Here is a 25,055-nt window from a genome sequence, read left to right as displayed (position 1 = left end):
CCCTACGCGGTTGCAATGAGTCCGGTCGCGGCTTGCAGGTCGACCGAAACGAGGCGGCTGACACCGCGTTCGATCATCGTCACGCCGAACAGGCGGTGCATGCGGCTCATCGTGACGGCGTTGTGCGTGACGACGAGGTAGCGCGTGTCGGTGTCGCGGGACATGCGGTCGAGCAGGTCGCAGAAGCGCTCGATATTGGCGTCGTCGAGCGGCGCGTCGACCTCGTCGAGGACGCAGATCGGCGCGGGGTTGGTAAGGAACAGGCCGAAGATCAGCGCGACCGCGGTGAGTGCCTGTTCGCCGCCCGACAGCAGCGTTAGCGACTGGAGGCGTTTGCCGGGTGGTTGCGCCATGATTTCGAGGCCGGCTTCTAGCGGGTCGTCGGAGTCTATGAGTTCGAGGTGCGCGGCGCCGCCGTCGAAGAGCGTGGTGAAGAGGCGCTGGAAATGGCCATTGACCGCCTCGAACGCAGCGAGCAGGCGCTGGCGACCTTCGCGGTTGAGCGTGCCGATCGAGCCGCGCAGGCGGTTGACCGCCTGGCCGAGTTCGTCGCGTTCGACCGCGTTGTCGCGCGCGGAAGCTTCGAGTTCGGCGAGTTCGGTTTCGGCGACGAGGTTGACCGGGCCGATCCGCTCGCGGTCGGTGGCGAGACGGTCGTGGATGGCGGACTCTTCCGCTGGCGCGCGTACGTCGGCGACCGCGAAGCCGAGGCGTTCGGACAGGACGGGGGCGGGGCATTGGAAGCGCTCGCCCGAGAGGCGGCCGAGATCGAGGCGGCGCGCTTCGTGGTTCTCGACGCGGGCGATCGCGCCGGCGCGGGCTTCGCGGGCGACGGCGAGCGCTTCGGTGGCGGCGCGGTGGGCGTCGTCGGCGGTGCGGGCGGCGGTTTCCGCGGTGCGTTCGGTGGCGAGGAGCGCGTCGGCGATTGTGCGCGCGTCTTGGTGTTCGGCGTCGAGCGTCTCGATTTCAGCGTTGAGGGCGGCGGGGCGAGCGGCGATTGCGGTGAGATCGGCGCCGAGCGTGGTTTCGCGCGTGTCCATGGCGGCGATGCGTTTGGCGGCTTCACCGGCGCGCGCGCGCCAGCTTCGGGTGTCGGCCTGAGCTGCGGACAGGCGTTCGCGGTGGGTGGCGATGCTGCGGTCGAGCGCGATGCGATCGGCGCGGGCTTGCGCGACGGCGGCGCGGGCATTTTCGGCATCGTATTGGAGCGCGGCGACCTGGCGCGCGTTGGCGGTGCCGTCGGGTACGGCGGCCATCGTGGCTTCGGCGCGGGTGCGGTCGGCGTGTGCGTCGGCGACGTCGTCGGCGATGCGGTGCGCGCGGACGTCGAGGTCTGCCCGCTGGGTGGCGAGGCGTTCGAGCGCGGCGGCGGCGCGGTCCTCCTGGCGGAGGGCGTCGCGCGCGGCGGTTTCGGCGCGTTGCAGGGCGGCGCGGGCGGTTTGCGACTGGCCTCTAGCCTGGGCGATCCGCTCGTCGATCGCGGCGCGCGTTCGTTCGGCGTCGTCCAGCGCTTTGGCCGCAGCGGGGCGGGCGGCCTGGAGCGCGGCGAGGCGATTGCGGCGGACTAGACGTTCGGCGGCGGCCGCGCCGGTGCCGGTTGCGGTGAAGCCGTCCCAGCGGCGGAGTTGGCCGTCTCGGGTGACGATGCGCTGGCCGACGGCAAGGTGTTGCTGGCCGTCGGTGTTGACGACGAAGACCTGCGCGAGCCTGCGGGCGAGGGCGGGGGGCGCGTCGACATGCTTTGCCAGCGGTTCGGCGTCGGCGGGCGGGGCGGGGTCGTCTTCGCGGGGCTTGGCGCCTGCCCATGCATCGAGGCCGGTGTCGAGATCGTCTCCAAGTGCTGCCGCCAGCGCGCGTTCGTAGCCGGTGCTGGCCGAGACATGGTCGAGCAGCCGGTCGCGGCCGCTGCGCTGCGTTGCCTTCGTGAGCGCGGTCACTTCGCTGTCGATCGCGGCGAGGTCTGCGCGGGCGGTCGCGCGGGTGGTTTCGGCGGCGTCTCGCGCGCTGGTCGCGGCAGCTTCGTCGGTGTCTGCCTGGGTTATGGCCTGGCGGGCGGACTCTGCTGCGGCCGTTGCGGTGCGTCGGGTTTCGGCGGCGGTTTCGCGCTCTGCGGCTAGCGGCGCGGGGTCGCCGAGGGCGCGGAGGGCGGCGGCGATCTGGGCGGCGTCGCGATCGGCGCGATCGGCGCGGGTGTGGGCGGCGGCGAGCGCGGCGCTGGCGACGCGGACTTCGGCGGCGTCGCGGGCTTGCGTGGCGAGCGCTTGGGCCAGTGCGACTTCGGCGTCGCGGGCGCCGCGTTCGGTTTCGGCGAGCGCGGCGTCGAGATCGGGGATCGCGGCGGTGGCGTCGGCGATCGCGGTGTCGAGCGTCTTGGCCTCGTCTGCAAGTCGGGCGAGCGCGGCGGCGGCGTCGCTGGCGAGCGATCCTTCGCGGGCGCGGTCGTCGGCGATCCGGGCGCGCGCGTCGGTGAGGTCGGCGATCCTGCGCTCGACGCTGGCCTTCTCGGTTTTGAGCGCGGCGAGGCGGTGGGCGAGATCGCCGACCAGGTCGCGCGCGGCGAGCGCTGCGGTGCGCGCGGTGGAGACGGCTTCGATCGCGCGGTGCTGGTCTGCGGCGGCTGCGCGTTCCGCGTCGGTCAGTGCGCGGACGCGGGTTTCGGCGGCGGTGGCTTCGGCCTTGGCGTCGTCGGCTGCGGTAGCGGCTTCGCGCCATCGGGCGAACAATGTGCGCGCTTCGGCGACGCGGATCTGTGCGGAGATGAGGCGGTAGCGTTCGGCGGCGCGGGCCTGGCGTTTCAGCGTGGCGGTGCGCGCGTCCTGGTCGGAGATGATCTCGTCGAGCTTGGCGAGATTGGCTTCGGTGGCGCGGAGTTTCCCCTCGGCGTCTTTGCGGCGGACGTGGAGGCCGGCGATTCCGGCGGCTTCCTCGAGCATGGCGCGGCGATCGGCGGGTTTGGCGGCGATGACTGCGCCGATCTTGCCCTGGCTGACGAGCGCGGGGGAGTGCGCGCCGGTGGCGGCGTCGGCGAAGAGCAGGCCGACGTCTTTCGCGCGGACGTCGCGGCCGTCGATTCGGTAGGCGGAGCCGGCGCCGCGTTCGATCCGGCGGACGATCTCGCGCTCGTCACCGGCTATTTCTGCGAGGATCGAGACTTCGGCGAAGTCGCGTGGGGGGCGGGTTGCGGTGCCGGCGAAGATGACGTCTTCCATGCCGGCGCCGCGCAGGGATTTCGCGCTGGCCTCGCCCATCGTCCAGCGGAGCGCTTCGAGGAGGTTGGATTTACCGCAGCCGTTGGGGCCGACGACGCCGGTCAGGCCGGGTTCGATGCGGAGGTCGGCTGGGTCGACGAAGCTCTTGAAGCCGGTGATGCGGAGGCGCTTGATCTGCATTCTTGCGCCCCCCGACGGTTATGATTTTATGCCGAACCGTAAAGCTTGGTGTCCCCGCGAAGGCGGGGACACAGTCTGGGCTCCCGCCTCCGCGGGAGAACAAGAAGGAGCTGCCCGTGGGCAAGCGTATCGCCCTTGCCTCCACCCCGGCGAAGGCCGGGGCCCAATTGGAGAGGTCGCGGTAGCGAAGCGCTGATCCCCGTTAGCAACGTCCCCCAATTGGGCCCCGGCCTTCACCGGGGTGGTAGTTACGTGTGGAGCGGTTAGCTTACGCCCCAGCCGCCTTCAGCGCCTTCTCCATCTGATCCCAGGACACGACCTGATCGAGCTTCTTGTCGTTGATCAGGAACGTCGGCGTGCCCGTGACGGTGCCCGCCTGCATCGCATTCTCGGTCGGCTTGGCCATCACTTCGAGCTGCTTCTGATCCGCGAGGCACGCGCGCGCCTTCGCTTCCGGGATCCCGCGCTGCTTGACGAAATCGATCGCGCCCATCTGTTCGGCGAGCTTGGTCGCGACGACCGTCGGCGGCTGGTTGGCGAGCGCCTTCTGCTGGTCGGGGGTCATCGCCTGGAGCTTGTCGAGGAAGGCGATCTGGTTGCCGTACATCTGCTCGAGGATCGGGAAGAACGGCGCGACGCCGCCGCACTGGCCGAGCAAAGTCAGCGCGACGTCGGGCGCGCCGTGGACGAGGAAGTCGCGGAATTCGAAGCTGACTTTCCCGGTCGCAACATACTTTTCGGTCAACGGCCGATACGCCTCGCGGGCGAACGCGCCGCAGGTCGGGCACGAGCGTGCGCCGTATTCGACGAGCTTGATCGCTGCGTTCGGGTTGCCCATCAGGTAACCCTCGGGGGTCTTCACGAAGGTCTCGGTCCAGTTCTGGCCGGCGGGGGCTACAGCGGCTGCTACCGGCGCGGCGGTGGGCTGGTCGACGTTGCCGGTCGAATCGTTCTTCGAGCAGGCGGCGAGCGCGAGCGGCAGGACGGCGAGCGTGGTCAGGAACTTCATCGGGTTACTCCAGTGGATCACGTGAATTAGCGGGCGCCGGCCTTGCGGAGCGCGGGTTCGAGCTGTTCCCAGCCGACATGGGGTACGATCTTGCCGTTGAGGTAGAAGGTCGGCGTCGAGTCGATCTCCTTCGGCGCGTCGGCGGTCAGTTTGACGATGCGGTCGATCTCGGGCTGGTTGGCGAAGCATGCGTTGATCGCGGCATCGGACAGACCGCGTGCCTTGACGAACGCTGTCAGGCCGGAGCCGTCGGCGTTGGCGCGGATCTGCGCCGCGGCGGGGTACATGTTCAGGCGCGCGGCGTTGCCCTGCTGGTATTCGATCCCGCGCTCGAGCCATTGCGGCTGTGCGGCGAAGATCGCGGACGAGGTGGCGGAGAAGCCTTTCGGGCCGGTGCAGCGGGCGAGGATCGCTGCCGACAGGTCTAGACGGTCGCGGATGAAGTGGCGGAATTCGAGGCTGGTCGAGCCCGATGCGATCATCTGGCGCTTCAGCACTGGTTCGGACTTCACCGAGAAATCGGCGCAGTGCGAGCAGGTGTAGCTCGCATATTCGACCAGCTTCACGCGCGCGGCGGGGTTGCCGATCAGGTACGCGCCCGACGGGAGGATACGCGCGGTCTGCGACCAGTCGCGCTTGGGCGCGGCACCGGTCAGCAGGAAGAGGGCGAAGACGGCAAGCAAGACGCGCATCAGTTGATCCTGGGAAGGCCGTGCGTCGAGGCGACGCCGGCGGCGAGGGATTCGAGGACGGCGCGCAGTTCCGGATCGGCGATGCCCTTCAGGCTCATACCGAGATCGACGGGGACCGGGCGGATCGAAGGCGGGGCTTTGCGCGGGACGGGCGCGGCGACCTCGCCCTGGCGGATCGCGACCTTCACGATCGCGGCGTAGCCGAAGAAGCGGTTCACGCGCTCGATGATCTCGGGCGCGATGTGCTGCATCATTGGTGCGTGCGCGCCGCGGACGGTAAGCGTGAGGACGCCGTCCTGCTTCTTGCCGACCGGGAAGCGGATCGATTCGGGGATGCTCGCGCCCGCCAGTTTCGCGCCGACGATCTCGGGCCAGCGGCTGACGATCGACGACTGGACGAAGCCGAATCGCCGGAATGCCGCGCCGCCGATCGCGGGCAGCAGCTCGGCGACCGCGCGCGAGCGGTTCTCACGCGGGGCGTCGGGATCGGTCCTGCCTTTTATGCGCTTCGTCGCCGGCTTGGGCGTCGCAGATTTAGGCACAGAAACGGGCGGCTTGCTCATCTGCGAACCCATGCCATAGGCGACGTGTGAACGCCAAGCGCTCTTCGGTCTCCGGGGCCCTGCTCGACTGGTATGACGCGCATCGTCGCGACCTGCCGTGGCGCGCGAAGCCGGGAGAGGCGGTCGATCCGTACCGGGTGTGGCTGTCCGAGGTGATGTTGCAGCAGACGACGGTGACCGCGGTGACGCCGCGGTTCCTCGCGTGGACCGCGCGGTGGCCGGATTTCGCTAGTCTGGCGGCGGCGGACGATGCCGATGTGATGGCGGCTTGGGCGGGGCTTGGGTATTATGCTCGGGCGCGCAATCTGGTGAAGGCGGCGAAGGCTGTGGTGGCCGAGCATGGCGGGGAGTTTCCGCGGACCGAGGTGGAGCTGCGCGCTTTGCCGGGGCTCGGCGCATATACTGCGGCAGCGGTGGCGGCGATCGCGTTTGGCGAGCGCGCGGTGGTGGTCGATGCGAATGTCGAGCGGGTGGTCGCGCGGCTGTTTGCGATCGAGACGCCTTTGCCGGCTGCGCGACCGGCGATTCGGGTAGCGGCGGATTCGATCACGCCGGATGCCCGCGCGGGCGATTTCGCGCAGGCGATGATGGATCTGGGGTCGGGGATCTGCACGACGCGCGCGCCGAAGTGCTTGTTGTGTCCGATCCGCGCGTTTTGCGAAGGCTTCAAGCAGGGCGCGCCGGAGCGGTTGCCGGTGAAGGCGAAGAAGGCGGCCAAGCCTCAGCGGTACGGGACGATATTCTGGCTAGAACGCGACGGGCAGGTGTTGCTGGTGCGGCGGCCGGACAAGGGTTTGCTTGGCGGGATGCGCGCGTTTCCGACCGGGCCTTGGGGTGATGTTCCCCCCGGTTTCGAGGACGCGCCGGCGCAGGCGGACTGGCGGATGCTGGACGTCACCGTCGCACACGGATTTACACATTTCGATCTGCAACTGACGCTTGCGGTGGCGACGGTCGAGGCGCATCAACCGCGCGTTCCAACGGCAAGCGAATGGTGGCCGATCGACGACCTGGATACCGCCGGGCTCCCGACCGTTTTCGCCAAGGCCGGCAAGACCATACGGAGAGCTGGATGAAACTGGTGCACTGGATTTCGACGGGCGGACTTGCCGCGCTGGCCGCCGCCACGGCCTATGCCCAGCAGGCGCAACCGCGTCCGCAGGTGAGCCCGCAGGCTCGACCAACGCCGCGGATGACGATTCCGGTCAACGCGCTACTGCCTGCCACGTCCGCGCTGTTCGACAGCTATGTCGCGCAGGACAAGATGCCGGGTATCGTCGGTGCGTTCGGCGCCGGCGATGGTCCGACACTGTTCCCGTCGGCGGGGAAGATCAGCGACGCCCCGAATGCACCCGCCGCCGGCCCCGATTCGCTGTGGCGCGTCTATTCGATGTCCAAGCCGATCACCGGCATGTCGGCGATGATGCTGGTCGAGGACGGCAAGCTCAACCTCGACGATCCGGTCAGCAAATACATCCCAGCGTTCAAGGACATGAAGGTCGCGACCAGCCCCGACACGTCGCTCGCGACGCGGCCCGCCGTGCGGCCGATCACGATCCGCAATTTGCTGACGCACACCGCGGGGCTCGGCTACACGATCGTCACCAAGGGGCCATTGCTCAAGGAATATGAGCGGCTCGGGATTCTGCCGCTGTCGGTCAGCGCGGCGATGGAAGAGAAGATGCGGCCCGTGCGGCCGAAGTCGCTCGAGGAATTCGCCAACCGCGTCGCGACGCTGCCGCTGATCGCCGATCCGGGGACCAAGTGGAGTTATTCGATCGGGCTCGATGTGATGGGTCGTGTGATCGAGGTCGCTAGCGGCATGAGCTTCGAACGGTTCGTGCAGACGCGGCTGTTCGATCCGCTGAAGATGAAGTCGAGCTTCTGGCAGGTGCCGCAGAGCGAGGTCGGGCGGCTGGCGACCAACTATGCGTTCGTCGGTGACACGCGGACGCCGCTCGATCCGGCGGCGAACTCGGTGTTCTTGCAGAAGCCGAGCTTCCCGTATGGTGGCGCTGGGCTGGTGATGTCGGCTCGTGACTACGACCGGTTTCTGCACATGATCCAGGACGGCGGCATGCTCGACGGCGTGCGCGTGATGAAGTCCGAGACGATCGCGCTGGCGACGTCGAACCTGTTGCCGGCGGGCGTGGTGTTCGGCGGAGTCGGTGGCGGCACCGGGGGAACGCAGGGGAGCAACATGGGCTTCGGCGCGGGCGGCTCCGTCGTGCTCGCGGATACGCCGAACGGACCGGGCAAGGGCACCTATGCCTGGGGCGGCGCGGCGGGCACGATCGCATGGGTCGATCCGTCGAAGCATTCGCGCGGCAACGTGATGGTCAATTACTTTCCGGCGGACCGGATACCGCTCCGCCAGCAGGTGGTCGCGGCGCTGCTCCAGGATGCGGCGAGGTTGCGCCGATGAGCGTGATGGCGGCACCTGGGTTTACCGGCGGGATGCTCGACCGGTCGGATACGTTGCGGCACGATCCCGAAGGGCTGGCGGCGGCGCAGCGCGACTGGCGTGCGCGGTTGCTGGTGCTCGACGGGTTGCTGCCGGGCACGACCGACGACGGGCACCTGGCCTGGACGTCGATGGCGGAGATGCCGGACGATGCCGAGCCGATTCTGCTAGGGCTCGACGAGACCGGACGGCCGCATTTCGCGGCGCTGCTGGCGGGCATGCGCGTCGACAATGCGCCAGCGATGCGCTCGCCCGCGCTGATGGCGGTGCTGGCCGCGCTCGCGCCGGGTGAGGCAGCGACGTATGCGGGTGCGCGGAGTGTTATCGACTGGCATGTCCGGCATGGTTTCTGCGCGAAGTGCGGATCGCCGACCGAAATGTTCCGGGCGGGGTGGGCGCGGAAGTGCCCGAACTGCGGGACCGAGCATTTCCCGCGGGTCGATCCGGTGGTGATCATGATCGCCGAGCATGACGGGCGGGCGCTGCTCGGGCGCGGCAAGGGATGGCCGCCGGGACGGTATTCCGCGCTTGCCGGCTTTGTGGAGCCGGCCGAGTCGATCGAGGAGGCGGTCGCGCGTGAGATTCTCGAGGAGTCGGGCGTGCGGGTCGGCAAGGTCCGGTACGTCGCCAGCCAGCCCTGGCCGTTTCCATCATCGCTGATGATGGCGTGCGTCGCGGAGGCCGAGGACGATGCGATCACGCTCGATGTGAACGAACTCGAGGATGCGATGTGGGTGCCGCGCGAGATGGTGCGTGCGGTGCTCCGTGGGGAGGATGGGCCGTTCGTCGCGCCGCCACCCTATGCGATCGCGTACACGCTGCTCAAGGAATGGGCGGGAGAATAGGCGCTGCGTCAGCTTCGGATGGACGGCGCGGGGTATAGTCTCGTAACGGCGATGCATGACCCCGCTGACCTTTGATCGCCCGGACGAGCAGACTCGCGCTCGCCCCGATTGCCACCAGGCGATCAGCATCCTCGACCTGTTCACGATCGGGATCGGGCCGTCGAGTTCGCATACCGTCGGGCCAATGCGCGCGGCGTGGTTGTTCGCCGATCTGGTCGCGGACGAGAAGCCGGTGGCGGTGCGCGTCGACCTTTATGGTTCGCTGGCGCTGACGGGGCGGGGGCATGCGACCGACAGTGCGGTGATGCTGGGCCTGAGTGGTGCGCAGCCTGAGACGATCGATCCCGACCTGATCCCGGTGCGGCTGGCGGCGATCCGGTCGAGCGGGCGGCTGATGCTCGGCGAGCGGGTTGAGATCGGGTTCGAGGAGAGCCAGCACCTCCTGTTTCATTCGAAGACCTTTCTGCCGGGGCATCCCAATGCGGTGACGTTCACCGCCTCGTTCGGTGACGGGCGCAGTGTCGAGCGGACCTATTTCTCGATCGGTGGCGGCGCGATCGTCGAGGCGGGGTCTGGGCCGGTCAAGGCGAACATCCTGTTGCCGCGGCCGTTCTCGTCCGGCGCGGAACTGCTCGCGACCGGCGATGCGACGGGGATGACGATCGCCGACATCGTCCGCGAGAACGAGATCGCGTGGCGGCCTGAGAGCGAGACAGATGCGTTCCTGGATGCTGTCCGTGGCGCCATGTTCGCGTCGATCGATCGCGGGTGTCGGCAGGGGGGCATCCTGCCGGGTGGGCTGAAGGTGCCGCGGCGGGCGAAGGCGTTGTTCGAGGGGTTGCAGGCGCGCGATACCGCCGCGGATCCGTCTGCGGTCTTCGAGTGGGTGAGCCTGTATGCGCTCGCCGTGAACGAGGAGAATGCGGCGGGGGGCCGCGTCGTGACCGCGCCGACCAATGGTGCGGCGGGCGTGCTGCCGGCGGTGCTGCGGTTCTACGAGACGTTCACCAAGGACCCGACGCCGAAGGGCGCGCATGATTTCCTGCTGACCGCGGCGGCAATCGGCTTCCTCTACAAGAAGCGCGCGTCGATCTCCGCGGCGGAGATGGGGTGCCAGGGCGAGGTCGGCGTCGCGTGCTCGATGGCCGCCGGCGCGCTGGTCGCGGCACTCGGCGGGACCAACGAACAGATCGAAAATGCCGCCGAGATCGGCATGGAGCACAACCTCGGCCTCACCTGCGATCCGATCGGCGGGCTGGTCCAGATCCCGTGCATCGAGCGCAACACGATGGGTGCGATCAAGGCGATCAACGCGGCGTATCTGGCGCTGCGGGGGGACGGTCGCCATATCGTCAGCCTCGATGCGGTGATCGAGACGATGCGCCAGACCGGTGAGGACATGCGCTCGCAATATAAGGAGACGTCGCTTGGTGGCCTGGCCGTCAACGTCGTCGAATGCTGAAGGATTTCGAATGACTGCCCCGACGAACCCGCTTCTCGATACGCTGTCGCTGCCACGTTTTGCGGAGCTCTCGCCCGACCAGATCGCGCCTGCGCTCGACGAGGCGATCGCGCGGCATGAGGCGATGGTCGAGGCGCTGACGACCGAGCGACCAACCGATTTCGCGGGCGCGTGGCTGCCGTATGAGCGCGCGAATACCGAGATTGGCGCGATCTGGTCGGCGGTGTCGCATCTGCACGGGGTCGCGGACACGCCGGAGCTGCGCGCAGCGTATTCGGAGGGGCAGAAGCGGCTCGTCGAGAACGATATGAAGGTCGGGCAGAACCGCGATTTGTACGAAGTGTTCGTCGCGCTGAGCGTGTCGCCCGAGTTTGCCGACCTGCCCGTCGAAGACCGGGTCGCGGTGGAGCAGGCGATCCGCGATTTTACGCTGTCGGGCGTGGCGCTGGAGCCCGAGGCACGCGATCGGTTCAGCGAGATTTCGGTAGAACTGTCGGGGTTGTCGAACGAGTTCGGCAGCGCGGTGCTCGATGCGACCGATGCGTGGTCGGAGCTGGTGACGGACGAGGCGGACCTCGCCGGGATTTCCGACGCGGATAAGGCGATGTTCGCGGATGCCGCCGAGGCGAAGGGGCAGGCTGGCTGGCTCGTCACGCTCCAACAGCCGAGCGTCAACGCGGTGCTGACCTTCGCCGAGAACCGCGACCTGCGCGCGCGCATGTACCGCGCGTTCGCGACCCGCGCGTCGGACCAGGGGCCGAATGCCGGCGAGTTCGACAACAGTGCGCGGATCGCGCGTATCCTCGAACTGCGGCATGAGGGCGCCAAGCTGCTCGGCTTCACCGATCCGGTCGCCTGGTCGCTGGAGACCAAGATGGCCCCCAATGGCGCCGAGGTGATCGCGTTTCTGCGCGATCTGGCGCGGCGCGCGAAGCCGGCGGCTGAGCGTGACCTTGCCGAGCTGAAGACGTTTGCCGCCGAGCAACTCGGGATCGCCGATTTCGAGCCGTGGGATGCGGGCTTCGTGTCGAACTGGCTGCGGCAGGATCGCTACGCGGTCGATGCGCAGGTGGTGAAGGCGTATTTCCCGGTCGCGCGCGTGATGGAAGGCTGGCAAACGCTGATGCAGCGGCTGTTCGGCATCAAGCTGGTCGAGCGTGACGATGTGTCGCTGTATCACGACGATGCGCGGTTCTTCGACGTGGTCGACGAGAGCGGGACGGTGTTCGCCGGGCTGTATCTCGACCTCCACGCCCGCACCGGCAAGCGTGGCGGCGCGTGGATGGCGCAGGCGCGGCCGCGGTTGCACGACGGCAATACCGTGACGGTGCCGGTCGCGTATCTCGTCTGCAACTTCGCGCCGGACGGCGGCGAGACGCCGTCTTTGCTGAGCCACAACGACGTGACGACGCTGCTGCACGAGACCGGCCACTGCATCCACTTGCTCTTCACCAAGGTGAACCGGCCGAGCATCGCCGGCACCAATGGTTTCGAATGGGACGCGATCGAGCTGCCGAGCCAGCTGATGGAGGATTTCGCCTGGGACGAGGACGTGCTGACCGGCATGTCCGGCCACTACAAGACCGGCGAGAAGCTCCCCGCCGACCTGTTCGAGCGGATGGTGAAGGCGCGGCATTTCCAGGCGGGGATGTTCATCCTGCGCCAGGTCGAGTTCGCGCTGTTCGACCTGCTCCTCCATCTCGGCACGATGGGCAGCGATCCGATCGAGGTGATCGAGGCGGTGCGCGACGAGGTGGCGGTGATTCGCCCGCCCGCATGGCACCGCTTCCCGCACGCGTTCAGCCACATTTTCGCGGGCGGCTATGCGTCGGGCTATTACAGCTACCTCTATGCCGAATTGCTGGCGGCGGACGGCTTCGAGGCGTTCGCGGAGGCGGGGCTGGTCGATCGCAAGACCGGCGACCGGTTCCGCGAGGAAGTGCTCGCGCGCGGTGCCACGCGACCCGCGGCGGACAGCTTCCGTGCGTTCCGTGGGCGTGACCCCGAGCCGACCGCGATGCTGGTCCGTCACGGGCTGCAATGACGCCTGCAATGACGGGGAAACGCGTCGACCGGCGCTGGTTGTCGGAGGCGGTGCGGCGGATCGAGGCGGACTATAACCGGTCCGCCGACACGCATCTGATTCGGGTGGATTTGCCGCGGTATCCCGGCATCGTGCTGTACCTGAAGGATGAGAGTTCGCACCCGACCGGCAGCCTCAAGCACCGGCTTGCGCGCTCGCTGTTCTTGTACGCGCTGTGCAACGAATGGATCGGGCCGGAGACGACGGTGATCGAATCCTCGTCGGGATCGACTGCGGTGTCGGAGGCGTATTTCGCCAGGATGCTGGGGCTGCGGTTCATTGCGGCGGTGCCCGCTTCGACCGCCAAGCCGAAGCTCGACGCGATCCGCTTTCACGGCGGCGAGATCCACATGGTGGACGATCCGCGCACCGTCTATGCGGTGTCACACCGGCTCGCGGCGGAGACCGGCGGGCTTTATCTCGACCAGTTCACTTATGCCGAGCGCGCGACCGATTGGCGCGGCAACAACAACATCGCCGAGAGCATCTTCGCGCAGATGGCCGAGGAGGAGCATCCGTGCCCGTCCTGGATCGTCTGCGGCGCGGGGACCGGCGGCACGTCGGCGACGATCGGGCGCTTCATCCGCTATTGCCGGCACGACACGAAATTGTGCGTCGCGGACCCGGTGCACTCGGTGTTCCACCGGCATTTCGAGGATCGCTCGGTGGTCGCGTTGCCCGAAGGGTGCGCCTCGCGGATCGAGGGGATCGGACGGCCGCGCGTCGAGCCCAGCTTCGTGCCGAGCGTCATCGACCGGATGATCGCGGTCGAGGATGCCGACAGTATCGGCGCGATGCGCGCGCTGTCCGACCGGCTCGGCCGGCGCGTCGGCGGCTCGACCGGGACCAACCTTTGGGCCTGCGCGCAGATCGTCGAGGAGATGGCCGCGGCGGGCAAGACGGGCAGCATCGTCACGCTGTTGTGCGATGGCGGCGACCGCTATGGCTGCACCTATTACGACGACGCATGGCTCGACGATCGCGGGGTGGCGTGGACCGGGGCGGCGGCGCGGATGACGCAATTTCTGGGCTGAGTAACCGATGACCACATGGCAGTTCTGGATCGATCGCGGCGGCACGTTCACCGACGTCGTCGCGCGGCAGCCCGGCGGGCGGATCGTCACCGCCAAGCTGCTCTCCGAGGATCCCGAGCGCTATGACGACGCGGCGGTCGAGGCGATCCGGCGATTGACCGACGGGGCGGATGTGCCGCTCGAACTGCGGATCGGGACGACGGTCGCGACCAACGCGTTGCTCGAGCGCAAGGGCGAGCCGACGGCCCTCGCGATCACGCGCGGGTTCGGCGATGCGCTGCTGATCGGCCACCAGGAGCGGTCCGATATCTTCGCGCGCGACGTGAACCGTCCGCCGCCGCTATTCGCGCAGGTTGTGGAGATCGATGAGCGGGTCGGGGCGGAGGGCGATGTGCTCCGTCGGCTCGACGTCGACGCGGCCCGTGCAGGATTGCAGGCGGCATTCGATAGCGGTCTGCGCGCGGTCGCGATTGTCCTCATGCACGGCTACCGCTTCACCGCGCACGAGGAGGCGCTGGCGGCAATCGCGGCCGAGATAGGCTTCACGCAGATTTCGGTCAGCCACCGCGTCGCGCCGCTGATCAAGCTGATCGGCCGCGGCGATACGACCGTCGTCGACGCATATTTGTCGCCGGTCGTCGACCGCTATGTCGCGGGCCTGAGCGACGCGCTGGGGCAGGGCGCGTTGTTCATGCAGTCGTCGGGCGGGCTGGTCGACGGCGCAGGCTTTCGCGGCAAGGATGCGATCCTGTCGGGGCCGGCGGGGGGCATCGTTGGCATGGCTGCGACCGCGCGCGAGGCCGGGTTCGAGCACGTCATCGGCTTCGACATGGGCGGCACCTCGACCGACGTGTCGCACTATGCCGGCACCTACGAGCGTGACACCGAGACGCTGATCGCAGGCGCTCGCATTCGCGCGCCGATGCTGCGGATCCACACCGTCGCGGCAGGCGGCGGCTCGATCTGCCGGTTCGATGGCGAGCGGCTGATCGTCGGTCCCGAGAGCGCGGGCGCGGTGCCGGGGCCGGCGTGTTACCGCCGCGGCGGGCCGCTGACGGTGACCGACTGCAATGTGATGCTCGGCAAGGTTCGCCCCGAATTCTTCCCGGCGCTGTTCGGATCGGAAGGTGACCAGCCGCCCGATGCCGAGGCGGTAGCGGCGCGGTTCGCGGAATTGCCGCTCGATCCGCAGGTGGCGGCGGAAGGGTTCGTCGCGGTCGCGGTGGCGAACATGGCAAACGCGATCCGGACGATCTCCGTCGCGCGTGGGCATGACGTCACGCGCTACACGCTCGCCTGCTTCGGTGGAGCCGGGGGGCAGCATGCGTGCCTCGTCGCCGATGCGCTGGCGATGGACCGCGTGATGATCCACCCGCTCGCCGGGGTGCTGTCGGCGTACGGCATGGGGCTCGCCGATCGTCGCGTGCTCCGCGAGGCGACCTCGGGTGCTGCGTTCGCGGACTATGCCGCGATCACGCAGGCGCTGGACGGTCTGGCGGAAGCAGCGCGCGACGCCCTGGTGGCGCAGGGTGTCACGGTGGACGACGTGCGGATCGAACGCCGCGTGCATCTGCGTCGAGGCCAGACCGACCACACGATCGAACTCGATCTCGACGACCCGGCAGCGATGATCGCCGCATTCGACGCCGCACACATCGCGCAGTTCGGTTTCGCGAGCGAAGCACCGCTGATAGCCGACCGAATCGTCGCGGAAGCCATTGCCGAGAGTCCGCCCGTCGACGCCGCGCTTGTCGCGTTTCCCGAAGAGCCAGCCGCGCCCCTGTCCGTCGCCCCTGTCTATATGGCCGGCGCTTGGCACGACACGCCCGTCCTGGCGCGCGAAGGCCTGCCCGCCGGTCACGCCATCGACGGCCCCGCGCTGATTCTCGACAGCGTCTCGACCACCATCGTCGAGCCCGGCTGGCGCGCGCGCGTCGATCCGATCGGCAATCTGATCCTCGACCGGATCGCCCCCCGTGTCGGCGCGAGCATAGGCACCGAAGCCGACCCGGTCCGACTGGCGATATTCGCCGGTCTGTTCATGAGCATCGCCGAGGAAATGGGCGCCGCGCTCCAGCGCTCCGCCGCTTCGGTCAACATTCGCGAGCGCCTCGACTTCAGTTGCGCGCTGTTCGACGCACACGGCAACCTCGTCGCGAACGCGCCACACATCCCGGTCCACCTCGGCTCGATGGGCGAAAGCATCCGCACGATCATCGACGCACGAGGCGGCGGCGCAGACGGCCGTGGTATCCGCCGCAGCGACGCCTACGCGCTCAACGCGCCGTATCGTGGCGGCACGCATCTGCCCGACATCACCGTTATCATGCCGGTCTTTGCAGGAGATGACGACGCGCCCGCCTTCTTCGTCGCAGCGCGCGGCCATCACGCAGATGTCGGCGGCATCACCCCCGGATCGATGCCGCCCGAAAGCCGCTCGGTCGAGGAAGAAGGCGTGCTGCTCGACGACGTTCTGGTTGTCGACGAAGGACGCTTCCTCGAAGCCGAACTGCGCGCGGTGTTCGCGAGCGGCCCCTATCCAGCCCGCAACATCGACCAGAACATCGCCGATCTCGCCGCGCAGTTGGCCGCCTGTACGCGCGGCGCAACCGGTCTCACGCGGCTGGCTGACGAGTACGGCACGGACGTCGTCGCGGCATACATGGAGCACGTCCAGGCCAACGCCGACGCCGCCGTTCGCCGCCTGATCGCCACGCTAGACGATGGCGCGTTCGCCTACGAAATGGACGACGGCGCCGTGATCCGCGTGGCGGTCCGCGTCGATCGCGAGGCCGCGACGATGGAGGTCGACTTTGCCGGTACCAGCGAGCAACGTCCGACCAACTTCAACGCCCCCGTCTCGATCGTCCGTGCCGCCGTGCTTTACGTCGTCCGCGCACTGATCGACGAAGCCGTGCCGCTCAACGACGGCTGCATGCGCGGCGTGACGATCCGCGTGCCCGAAGGCTCGATGCTCAACCCGCGCTATCCGGCGGCGGTCGTCGCCGGCAACGTCGAGACCAGCCAGGTCGTCACCGACGCGCTGTTCGGCGCGCTCGGTGCGATGGCGGCGAGCCAGGGGACGATGAACAACTTCACCTTCGGCAACGACACGCACCAATATTACGAGACTATTGCGGGAGGAGCAGGTGCTGGCCCCGGCTTCGACGGCGCGTCGGTGATCCAGACGCACATGACCAACAGCCGCCTCACCGACCCGGAAATCTTTGAGACGCGCTTCCCGGTGTTGCTGGAGGAATTCTCGATCCGCCGCGGCTCGGGCGGGGCAGGCGCGCATCACGGCGGCGACGGCGCGACGCGCCGCGTTCGGTTCCTTGAGGAGATGACCGCCTGCATCCTCGCAAACCGCCGCCGTGTCCCGCCGTTCGGGATGGCCGGCGGTGACAGTGGCGGACTCGGCTCGGCATCGGTCGAGCGCGCGGATGACAGCATCGAACGGCTCGGCTCGACCGCCAAGGTCGACATGCACGCCGGCGACGTGTTCGTGATCAAGACGCCCGGCGGGGGTGGCTTCGGCCAGGCCTGACCGCACCCGCGCCACGCGGGGAAGGACTTTCGGCTGATGGCGGAGGCGATCGCCGACGTTCGGTAGAGCATTGCGCCTCCTTCTGCCCCCCTCCCTGAAAGGGAGGGGCGGGGGTGGGTAGGCCGGCTTGGGTCGCCGACGTTCCACGATCCGGAAACCGACCCACCCCCAACCCCTCCCTTTCAGGGAGGGGAGACCTTGCGACGGCTGGTTGCGGTAACGCGACGAACGCGGCACACACGGCATTCGATCAGCCTGAAAGTGAAGCCCATGACCGCATTTCGTTCCCGCGCCCTGTTCGTCCGTTTGCTCGCGGGATCGGTGCTGGCGATCGCCGCGCCCGCCGTGGCGCAGACGACCAACAATGCGCCCGGTGCGGCGGCGGCGCGGACCGAGGCTCCCAAGGCGCGGCCATGGATGAACACTGCGCTGGGCGCCGATGCGCGCGTTGATCTGCTCCTCAAGGAGATGACGCTCGACGAGAAGCTGCAGCTCACCTTCGGTTACTTTGCGACCAATGCCGACTGGCTGAAGACGCCGGTCAAGAACTGGGTCTATCCCAAGGACGGGCTGGCTGCGTCTGCCGGGATCGTGCCCGGCATTCCGCGGCTCGGTATCCCTAGCCAGTGGCAGACCGATGCTGGCGTCGGTGTCGCTAGCCAGCGTGGGCCGACGCCTCGCTTACGCACCTCGCTGCCCTCCGGGATCGCTACCGCGTCGACCTGGAACCCCGAGCTGGCTCAGGCCGGCGGCGCGATGATTGGCAACGAGGCATTCCTGTCGGGCTTCAACGTGCAGCTTGCGGGCGGGATGAACCTGACGCGCGAGCCGCGCAACGGCCGCAATTTCGAATATGGCGGTGAGGATCCGTTGCTGGCAGGCGTCATCACCGGGCACGAGATCAAGGGGATCCAGTCGCAGCACGTCGTCTCGACGATGAAGCATTACGCGTTCAACGGGCAGGAGACGAACCGCAACAACATCGATCACAAGATCGGCGAACAGGCTGCGCGCCAGTCCGACCTGCTCGCGTTCGAGATCGCCAACGAGGTCGGTCAGCCCGGCTCGGTGATGTGTTCGTACAACCGCGTAAACGGCCATTACGCGTGCGAGAACGACTGGCTCTTGAACAAAGTCCTTAAGCGCAACTGGGGCTTCAAGGGCTATGTCATGTCCGACTGGGGCGCGACGCATTCGACCAGCGAGGCGGCCAATGCCGGGCTCGACCAGCAATCGGGCTGGGCGTTCGATCGCTCGGCGTATTTTGCCGATGCGCTGCGCGAGGCGGTCAACAACGGGCATGTGACTGAGGCGCGCGCGACCGATATGGCGCGGCGCGTACTGTGGGGAATGTTTTCCGTAGGAGCGTTCGACAAGGTCGTGGCGGGCGATCGTGCGACGACGATCGATTACGCTGCCCATGCCGAGGTGACGCGCGCGGATGCGGAGGAGGGCATCGTCCTGCTCAAGAACACCGCGGGGCTGTTGCCGATCGCCAAGACGGCCAAGTCGATCCTGTTGATCGGCGCGCATGCCGATGTCGGCGTGCTGTCGGGTGGTGGTTCGAGCCAGGTCTATTCGCACAACGCGCCGGCCAACGGCTTGATCGTGGCGGACGAGTTCCCGAGCGGGTTCCCGGGGCCGAAGACCTATCACGCGTCGTCGCCGATGAAGGCCTTGCAGGCGCGGACCGGGGCGACCGTGACGTATCTCGACGGCAAGGACGTCAAGGCGGCGGCCCCGGCGGCGCGAAAAGCGGACATCGTCGTCGTGTTCGGCGAGCAGTGGACCGGCGAGTCGTTCGACGTGCCCGACTTGAACCTGCCGGCTGGCCAGAACGCGCTGATCGACGCGGTCGCGGGGGCGAACAGGAAGACGGTGGTCGTGCTCGAAACCGGCGGTCCCGTCGTGATGCCGTGGCTCGGCAAGGTCGGGGCGGTGCTGGAGGCGTGGTATCCGGGCACGGCTGGCGGCGAGGCGATCGCGCGCGTGCTGACCGGCGAGGTCAACCCGTCGGGGCATCTGCCCGCGACCTTCCCCGCCTCGCTTGCACAGACCCCGCGGCCGGTTCTGGAGGGCGATCCGAAGCTCGACCGCGATTCGCATCCGATGGGCAATTACGACATCGAGGGCGCCGCAGTCGGTTATAAGTGGTTCGACAAGACCGGCGCGAAGCCGCTGTTCCCGTTTGGTTACGGGTTGTCCTACACGAACTTCGCGATGGGTGGTTTGACTGCCGCGCCTCAGGGCAAGGGGATCAAGGCTGGGTTCTCGGTGAAGAACACCGGTGCGGTGCAGGGCAAGGTGGTCGCGCAGGTCTATGTGTCTGGCGCGGGCTGGGAGGCGCCTAAGCGGCTCGGGGCTTTCCGCAAGGTCGATCTGGCGCCGGGTTCCGAGCAGGCTGTTTCGGTGACGATCGATCCGCGATTGTTGGCGACGTTCGATGTCGCGAGCGGGGGGTGGAAGATCGCTGGCGGCGACTACAAGGTGATGCTGGCGACGTCGGCGGCGGATGTCGTGCAGACGGTGACGGTGCGGGTTGGGGCGCAGACGCTGGATCGTGGGGGGAAGTGAGGGCTCGTCCGTTCGTCCCGAGTAGGCGGCGAACAGCTTCGTAGGAGCGTATCGAGACGGCGTATCGAGGGACGGGGTGTCGCGCGGAACCTGTACCTCGATACGAGCCCTCGATACGCCCAAGGGGGCTACTCGGTCTCTACTCGGCACGAACGGGTGTGGAGCGGTGTGCCTGACCCGACGCAGATCGGGCGAGGCGACGCTGCCGGAAAGCGGCATAGGGTGAAGGTCCGTCGCCGGGCGAAGACCCCCCTTACGTCGTCCCGTATTTGTCCCCCTCTCTCGTTGGGAGAGGGAAGGGTGGAAGCGATCCCGAGCGATTCACCTGATCCTCCCCCGCCAGGGGGAGGTGGCTGGCGCTTGCCAGACGGAGGGGGAGGTGAGGAATCACCGTGGTTGCGTGTCCTCCCCCTCCGTCACCTTCGGCGCCACCTCCCCCTTGCGGGGGAGGATAAGGGCGCTCGGTTATCCCTTCCCCTTCATTGCCGCGATCCGCTCGTCGACGCGGCGTTCCAGGATCGTGAGCGGCATTGCGCCTTCCTTCAGTATGTCGTGGAACTGCTTCAGGTCGAACTTGTCGCCGAGCGCCGCCTTTGCCTTCATCCTTGCGCGCGTCCAGGCCATGTGGCCGACCTTGTAGCTGCAGGCCTGGCCTGCCTGCGTGCAGTAGCGCTCCACTTCGCGCTGCGTGCGGGGCCGGGCAAAGCCGGTCGTCGCGACCATATAGTCGGTCGCCTTCTCGCGGCTCCAGCGCTTCGCATGGATGCCGGTATCGACCACCAGTCGCGTCGCGCGGAACAGGAACGACTGGAGATAGCCCGCGCGCTCCAGCGGTGAGGCATAGGCACCGAGTTCATCGGCGAGCTGCTCGGCATATAGCGCCCAGCCTTCCGAATAGGCGGAAAAGAAGCCGATCTTGCGGAGCGTCGGGATGTCCTTCGATTCCTGCGCGAGGCTGATCTGGAGGTGATGCCCGGGTACGCCTTCGTGATAGGTGAGCGACGGCAGGGTGTATTTCGGCCAGTCGCCGACATCCTTCAGATTGACGAAGTAGATCGCCGGACGGCTGCCATCGAGCGAGGCGCGGTTGTAATAGCCGTTCGATGCGCCGTCCTGGATCTCGACCGGGACCGCGCGGATTTCGAGCGGCTGCGTCGGAACTTCGGAGAAGGCCTGGGGCAGCTTGGCGTACATCGCCTTGATGCCGTCGTTCAGGCCGGCGATGAGTTCGGTGCGGCCTTCCGGGGTGTTCGCGTAGAGCTGGTCCGGCGTCACGTTCAGCTTGGCGAGCCGCTCGCCGACCGTGCCGGTCGTGAAGCCCTGCGACTTCAGGATCGTGTCGAGCTGCGCGGTGATCTCCGCCACCTGCGCGAGGCCGATGCGGTGGACCTCGTCGGGGCTCATCGTCGTGGTGGTCGCCTGGTTCAACGCCATCGCGTAGATCGCATCGCCATTGGGCACGCGCCAGATGCCGTCGCCGGGCTTGGTGGTCGGCTTCAGTCGCTCGATCAGCGCGATCTGGCGATCGAGCGCGGGATACACTTTCGCGTCGACGATCTTCGCGGCGCGCGCCTGCCAGTCGCCGGTCAGGCCCTTTGCCGCCGCGCGCTTCACCAGCGACTGGACGATGCTCGACGTGGCGGCAGGCTGGCCGCGCAGTTTCCGCATCTGGCCGAGCGTCAGGTCGAGCGACCAGCCGGGTGCGAGCAGGCCGCGGGCCGCCTCGGCCAGCTGCATCGCGCTTTCCTGATCGAGCACCGTGCCGAACTGGTCGAGCCGCGACAAATACGCTTCGGCATCCGGGGTGGCGTTGATCGTGTGCGCGGTGTTGAGGAAATCCGGCACCTGGAAATAGGCGCCGCCCTGCTGGAAGATCCGGTAGGGGCGGATCGGGCTGTCCATGGCGAACTTCTCGGGCGCGGCGATCTGCGTGTTGAGCGAATAACGCACGACTTCGAGGTTGAGCTTGGCCGCCGGCGACAGGCCCGCGCCGTCATAACGGGCCAGGCTGGCGAGCGCGGCCTTGGTCTCGGCGACGTCGCGCGCGCGCTTGTCGGGTGTGCGTGGCGACAATTGCCCCTTCAGCGATGCTAGCGGCCCCTTGTCGAGACCAAGCGACGTCGCGAGTTCGGGCGACCGCGCGACGCTCGCCTGGAAGATTCGCTCGAAATCGGCGTTGAGCGCGGTGTCGCCGCTCGACTGCGCGAAGGCCGACGACGGCAGCAGCGTGGTAGCGAGCGCGGCGACGCCGCCCGATGCGAGGAACTGGCGACGATTCATGACGAATTCTCCCGTGAACTTTGCCGCATCTAAGCCGATCTCCGCGCGGATCGCCAGCGCTTCGGAACCTGGAATTTCGACGCGTCTGCGGCCGGAACCGGCGCGAAACATGCGCATATGACGAAACCGCGGGAAACTGCCGGAACAAGCGCGGATATCGTCGGTTTGACCCGAGAGCCCGGCGGTGTCCTTACCTCCCCGAAGGATGCCGTCGGGTGTATGCGTAGGTGAGGTAGACGTGCGAGACGAGACATCCAGGCGTGAAGCCGGCAGGCGTGAAGCCGGCGCACGATTGCATGATGTCGGCGAAAGATTGCGCTCGTCCTGGCAGACTCCCACGGACACAATGATCACCGAGGACATCCCGACGCTGCTCACGCGCCTGTCGCAGGTGCCGAAGACCCGCAAGAAACCGTAATTCGATCGGTCCGGCGCGCGGCCGGACCGATTCTATGTCCTGACCTCAGCTGGTCGGCGCGGTGTTCTTCGCAGCGTTTTTCATGGCCTCGATGAGCTTCTTCACTTCCTGGCTGCGGCCGCGTGGCATGATCAGCACGTCGTTGCCGCTCGCGACCACGATCAGGTCCTCGACGCCGACCAGCGAGACGCGGACGCCGTCGCTGCGGACGAAGCAGTTCTTCGTATCGATCGCCAGCACATCGCCGTCGCCGTGGCTGCGATGCGCGTTGCCGTCGCCGTCGGTGTCGCTGATCGCGTGGAGCGCGTCCCAGCTGCCGACGTCGTTCCAGCCCATCGCGACCGGCACGACCGCGACCCGGTCGGCCTTTTCCATGACCGCGTAATCGATCGAATCGTCGGGCGAGGCGGCAAAGGCGACCGCGTCGGGGTAGATCCGCGAGCCCTCGGTACGTGCCTTGTCCATCGCCTCCTGCGTGGCTGTCAGGATGCCCGGATCGAACTGTGCGAGCGCCTCGAGATAGGCGTCGGCGAGGAACAGGAAGATCCCACCGTTCCAGGCGTGATCGCCACTTGCGAGCATCGACTGAGCCTTGTCGAGCGGGGGCTTCTCGACGAACCGCGCGACGCGGTTGACGCCGGGCTGCAATTCGTCGCCGATCTGAATCCAGCCATAGCCGGTCTCGGGCGCGTCTGGTGCGATGCCGAACGTGACCAGCCACCCTTGGGTGACGAGCGGCATCGCTGCTTCGATCGCTGCGTGGAATGCCGCGACATCGCCGATGACGTGGTCCGACGGCATCACCAGCAGCGCGTCGCCGCCGCCACCCGCGGCAATCGCGGCGAGCGCGATGGCGGGTGCGGTGTTGCGACCGATCGGCTCCAGGATCAGCGCTTGCGGCGTCGCGCCGGCCTCGGCAAGCTGCTGCTCGACCAGGTCCGCGTGACGCGCATTGGCGACAACGATCGGCGCGGCGAAGCGTTCGCCGAACGCGCGGCCCGCGGTCAGCTGCAGCATCGTCTCGTCCGCGGTCAGCGCCAGCATCTGCTTGGGCATTTCGGGGCGCGACATCGGCCAGAGGCGCGTGCCCGAACCGCCTGAAAGAATAACGGGAACGATCTTACGTGCGGTCATGAAGCCTCCTGCTGGCGCCGAGCTATAACGTAGCAATTTCGCGCGCCAATCGCCGAATGATCGGATTGGCATGCAGTCTTCAGGCTTTTTTGGTGTTTTACTGCGAAACGTGGCGTTCAGGTGTCGGAAGCGTTTACACTGGTGCGTCGGGATAGCGGACGATGATACGGCTCTTCAAGCATTACGTACCTTATGCGGTCCTCCTGCTCGGCCTTGTCGATGCGGTGTTGCTGATCGCGTCGGCGGAGATCGGCTGGATCGTCCGCGCGCATCAGATCGGCATGGAGGTCGGCCCGATCCATACCCGGATCGCGCAGTTGCTGACGTTCGCGCTCGCACTGCAGGTCTCGCTGGTCGCGGTCGGGGCGTATGGCGTCGCGTCGTTCCTGTCGCTGCGTTTTGCCGCCGCGCGGCTGGCGGTGGCGCTCTCGCTGGGCGTGATGTTCCTGTCGCTGATCTTCTTCCTCGTCCCCCCGCTCGCGCTGTGGCGATCGAACCTGCTCTACTCGACGGTGATCGCCACCGTCCTGCTCGTCACGGTCCGCGCGGTGCTCGGCAAGACGCTCGGCGGCGAGACGTTCAAGCGACGGATCGTCGTGCTCGGCGCCGGGACGCGCGCCGCTCGGATCGAGACGCTGGCTGCGCAACCGGGCGTCAACTTCGTCGTCGCGGGCTTCGTCCTGATGGGCGAGGCGGACCCGGTGGTCCAGGGCGCGATGCCGCGCGCCGACATCCCCAACCTCGCTGCGCATATCGTCGACCAGAATGCGAGCGAGGTCGTGCTGGCGCTCGACGAACGCCGCAACGCATTGCCGATGAAGGATCTGCTCCGCGTCCGCACCACCGGCGTGCAGGTCAGCGAAATATCGAGCTTCCTCGAACGCGAGACGGGGCGCATCGACCTGAAGAGCGTCAATCCGTCCTGGTTGATCTTCTCCGACGGGTTCGCCTCCAGCAGAATGCTGTCGAGCGTGTTCAAGCGCGCGTTCGACATCGTCGCCAGCGGGCTGCTGCTGGTCGTTACCTTGCCGATCATCCTGCTCACTGCGATCGCGATCAAGCTCGAGTCGAAGGGTCCCGCTTTCTATCGCCAGCGTCGCGTCGGGCTCTACAATGAGGGCTTCGACATCCTCAAGTTGCGGTCGATGCGGCAGGACGCCGAGGTCGCGGGCAAGGCGGTCTGGGCGGCGGAGGACGATCCGCGGATCACACGCATCGGTCGCTTCATCCGGAAGGTGCGGATCGACGAACTGCCGCAGACCTGGACCGTGCTGAAGGGCGAGATGAGCTTCGTCGGCCCGCGCCCCGAACGCCCGCAGTTCGTCCAGCAGCTCGAGGAGCAACTGCCCTTCTACGCCGAGCGGCATATGGTGAAGCCTGGGATCACCGGCTGGGCGCAGATCAATTATCCGTATGGCGCGTCGATCGAGGATGCGCGCCACAAGCTCGAATACGACCTGTATTACGCGAAGAATTATTCGCCGTTCCTCGACATGCTGATCCTGTTGCAGACCCTGCGCGTGGTGTTGTGGCCGGCAGGCGCGCGGTGATTTTTGTAGCT

The 25,055-nt window shown here is 67.6% G+C and carries 15 protein-coding genes; 9 read left to right on the top strand and 6 right to left on the bottom strand.

Features of this window, described 5'->3' with window-relative positions; genetic code table 11:
• Positions 1-2 precede the first annotated feature (2 nt).
• From C8J39_RS05235 to C8J39_RS05220, 4 genes are all read right to left on the bottom strand, one after another.
• Positions 3-3,389 (bottom strand): chromosome segregation SMC family protein, encoded by a 3,387-nt coding sequence (locus C8J39_RS05235; protein WP_120299500.1) that lies wholly within the window; start codon positions 3,387-3,389, stop codon positions 3-5.
• Positions 3,390-3,657: 268 nt separating this feature from the next.
• A complete protein-coding gene (locus tag C8J39_RS05230) occupies positions 3,658-4,398 on the bottom strand; it encodes a thioredoxin domain-containing protein (protein WP_120299499.1) in 741 nt (246 codons plus the stop codon).
• 26 nt (positions 4,399-4,424) lie between these two features.
• Entirely contained in the window at positions 4,425-5,090 is a 666-nt protein-coding gene (locus C8J39_RS05225) for a thioredoxin domain-containing protein (protein ID WP_120299498.1), read from the bottom strand.
• The gene (locus tag C8J39_RS05220; protein ID WP_107963202.1) at positions 5,090-5,653 is read right to left on the bottom strand and encodes a DUF721 domain-containing protein; all 564 of its coding nucleotides are present in this window, start codon (positions 5,651-5,653) and stop codon (positions 5,090-5,092) included. The genes C8J39_RS05225 and C8J39_RS05220 overlap by 1 nt, the downstream gene beginning before the upstream one ends.
• A 26-nt stretch (positions 5,654-5,679) precedes the next feature.
• On the opposite strand from C8J39_RS05220, the gene mutY reads away from it, so the two are divergent.
• The 8 genes from mutY (at position 5,680) to C8J39_RS05180 (ending at position 19,662) form a co-directional block, all read left to right on the top strand.
• Positions 5,680-6,729, top strand: a complete 1,050-nt coding sequence (gene mutY / locus C8J39_RS05215) for an A/G-specific adenine glycosylase (RefSeq protein WP_243649731.1) — start codon at positions 5,680-5,682, stop codon at positions 6,727-6,729.
• On the top strand, positions 6,726-8,078 hold the full coding sequence (locus tag C8J39_RS05210; protein WP_120299497.1) for a serine hydrolase: 1,353 nt from the start codon (positions 6,726-6,728) through the stop codon (positions 8,076-8,078). Before mutY ends, C8J39_RS05210 begins: the two co-directional genes overlap by 4 nt.
• Positions 8,079-8,083: 5 nt before the next feature.
• On the top strand, positions 8,084-8,962 hold the full coding sequence (nudC, locus tag C8J39_RS05205; protein WP_120299748.1) for an NAD(+) diphosphatase: 879 nt from the start codon (positions 8,084-8,086) through the stop codon (positions 8,960-8,962).
• Between the two features lie 55 nt (positions 8,963-9,017).
• A complete protein-coding gene (locus C8J39_RS05200; protein ID WP_120299496.1) occupies positions 9,018-10,424 on the top strand; it encodes an L-serine ammonia-lyase in 1,407 nt (468 codons plus the stop codon).
• Positions 10,425-10,434: 10 nt separating this feature from the next.
• Positions 10,435-12,468 carry a M3 family metallopeptidase gene (locus tag C8J39_RS05195; RefSeq protein WP_120299495.1) on the top strand — a complete coding sequence of 678 codons (2,034 nt, stop codon included), beginning with the start codon at positions 10,435-10,437 and terminating at the stop codon, positions 12,466-12,468.
• An 8-nt stretch (positions 12,469-12,476) separates the two neighbouring features.
• On the top strand, positions 12,477-13,541 hold the full coding sequence (locus C8J39_RS05190) for a PLP-dependent cysteine synthase family protein (RefSeq protein ID WP_120299494.1): 1,065 nt from the start codon (positions 12,477-12,479) through the stop codon (positions 13,539-13,541).
• A gap of 7 nt (positions 13,542-13,548) precedes the next feature.
• Complete coding sequence (locus C8J39_RS05185; RefSeq protein ID WP_120299493.1) at positions 13,549-17,088, top strand: hydantoinase B/oxoprolinase family protein; 3,540 nt, start codon at positions 13,549-13,551, stop codon at positions 17,086-17,088.
• Positions 17,089-17,358: 270 nt separating this feature from the next.
• Positions 17,359-19,662: a glycoside hydrolase family 3 C-terminal domain-containing protein gene (locus C8J39_RS05180; RefSeq protein WP_120299492.1), complete on the top strand. Its 2,304-nt coding sequence runs from the start codon at positions 17,359-17,361 to the stop codon at positions 19,660-19,662.
• Positions 19,663-20,127: 465 nt separating this feature from the next.
• On the opposite strand, the gene C8J39_RS05175 is transcribed toward C8J39_RS05180, so the two are convergent.
• Both C8J39_RS05175 and C8J39_RS05170 read right to left on the bottom strand, forming a co-directional pair.
• A complete protein-coding gene (locus tag C8J39_RS05175; protein WP_120299747.1) occupies positions 20,128-21,942 on the bottom strand; it encodes a DUF885 family protein in 1,815 nt (604 codons plus the stop codon).
• 463 nt (positions 21,943-22,405) lie between these two features.
• Positions 22,406-23,494 carry a mannose-1-phosphate guanylyltransferase/mannose-6-phosphate isomerase gene (locus C8J39_RS05170; protein ID WP_120299491.1) on the bottom strand — a complete coding sequence of 363 codons (1,089 nt, stop codon included), beginning with the start codon at positions 23,492-23,494 and terminating at the stop codon, positions 22,406-22,408.
• 161 nt (positions 23,495-23,655) lie between these two features.
• Between C8J39_RS05170 and C8J39_RS05165 the strand changes: the two genes are divergently transcribed.
• A complete protein-coding gene (locus tag C8J39_RS05165) occupies positions 23,656-25,044 on the top strand; it encodes a TIGR03013 family XrtA/PEP-CTERM system glycosyltransferase (protein WP_120299490.1) in 1,389 nt (462 codons plus the stop codon).
• Positions 25,045-25,055 lie beyond the last annotated feature (11 nt).

Source organism: Sphingomonas sp. PP-CC-1A-547 (genome assembly GCF_003610375.1).
Classification (GTDB): domain Bacteria; phylum Pseudomonadota; class Alphaproteobacteria; order Sphingomonadales; family Sphingomonadaceae; genus Sphingomonas.
Note: the sequence above shows the minus strand (reverse complement) of the source record. Positions and strands in the feature narration are given on the sequence as shown.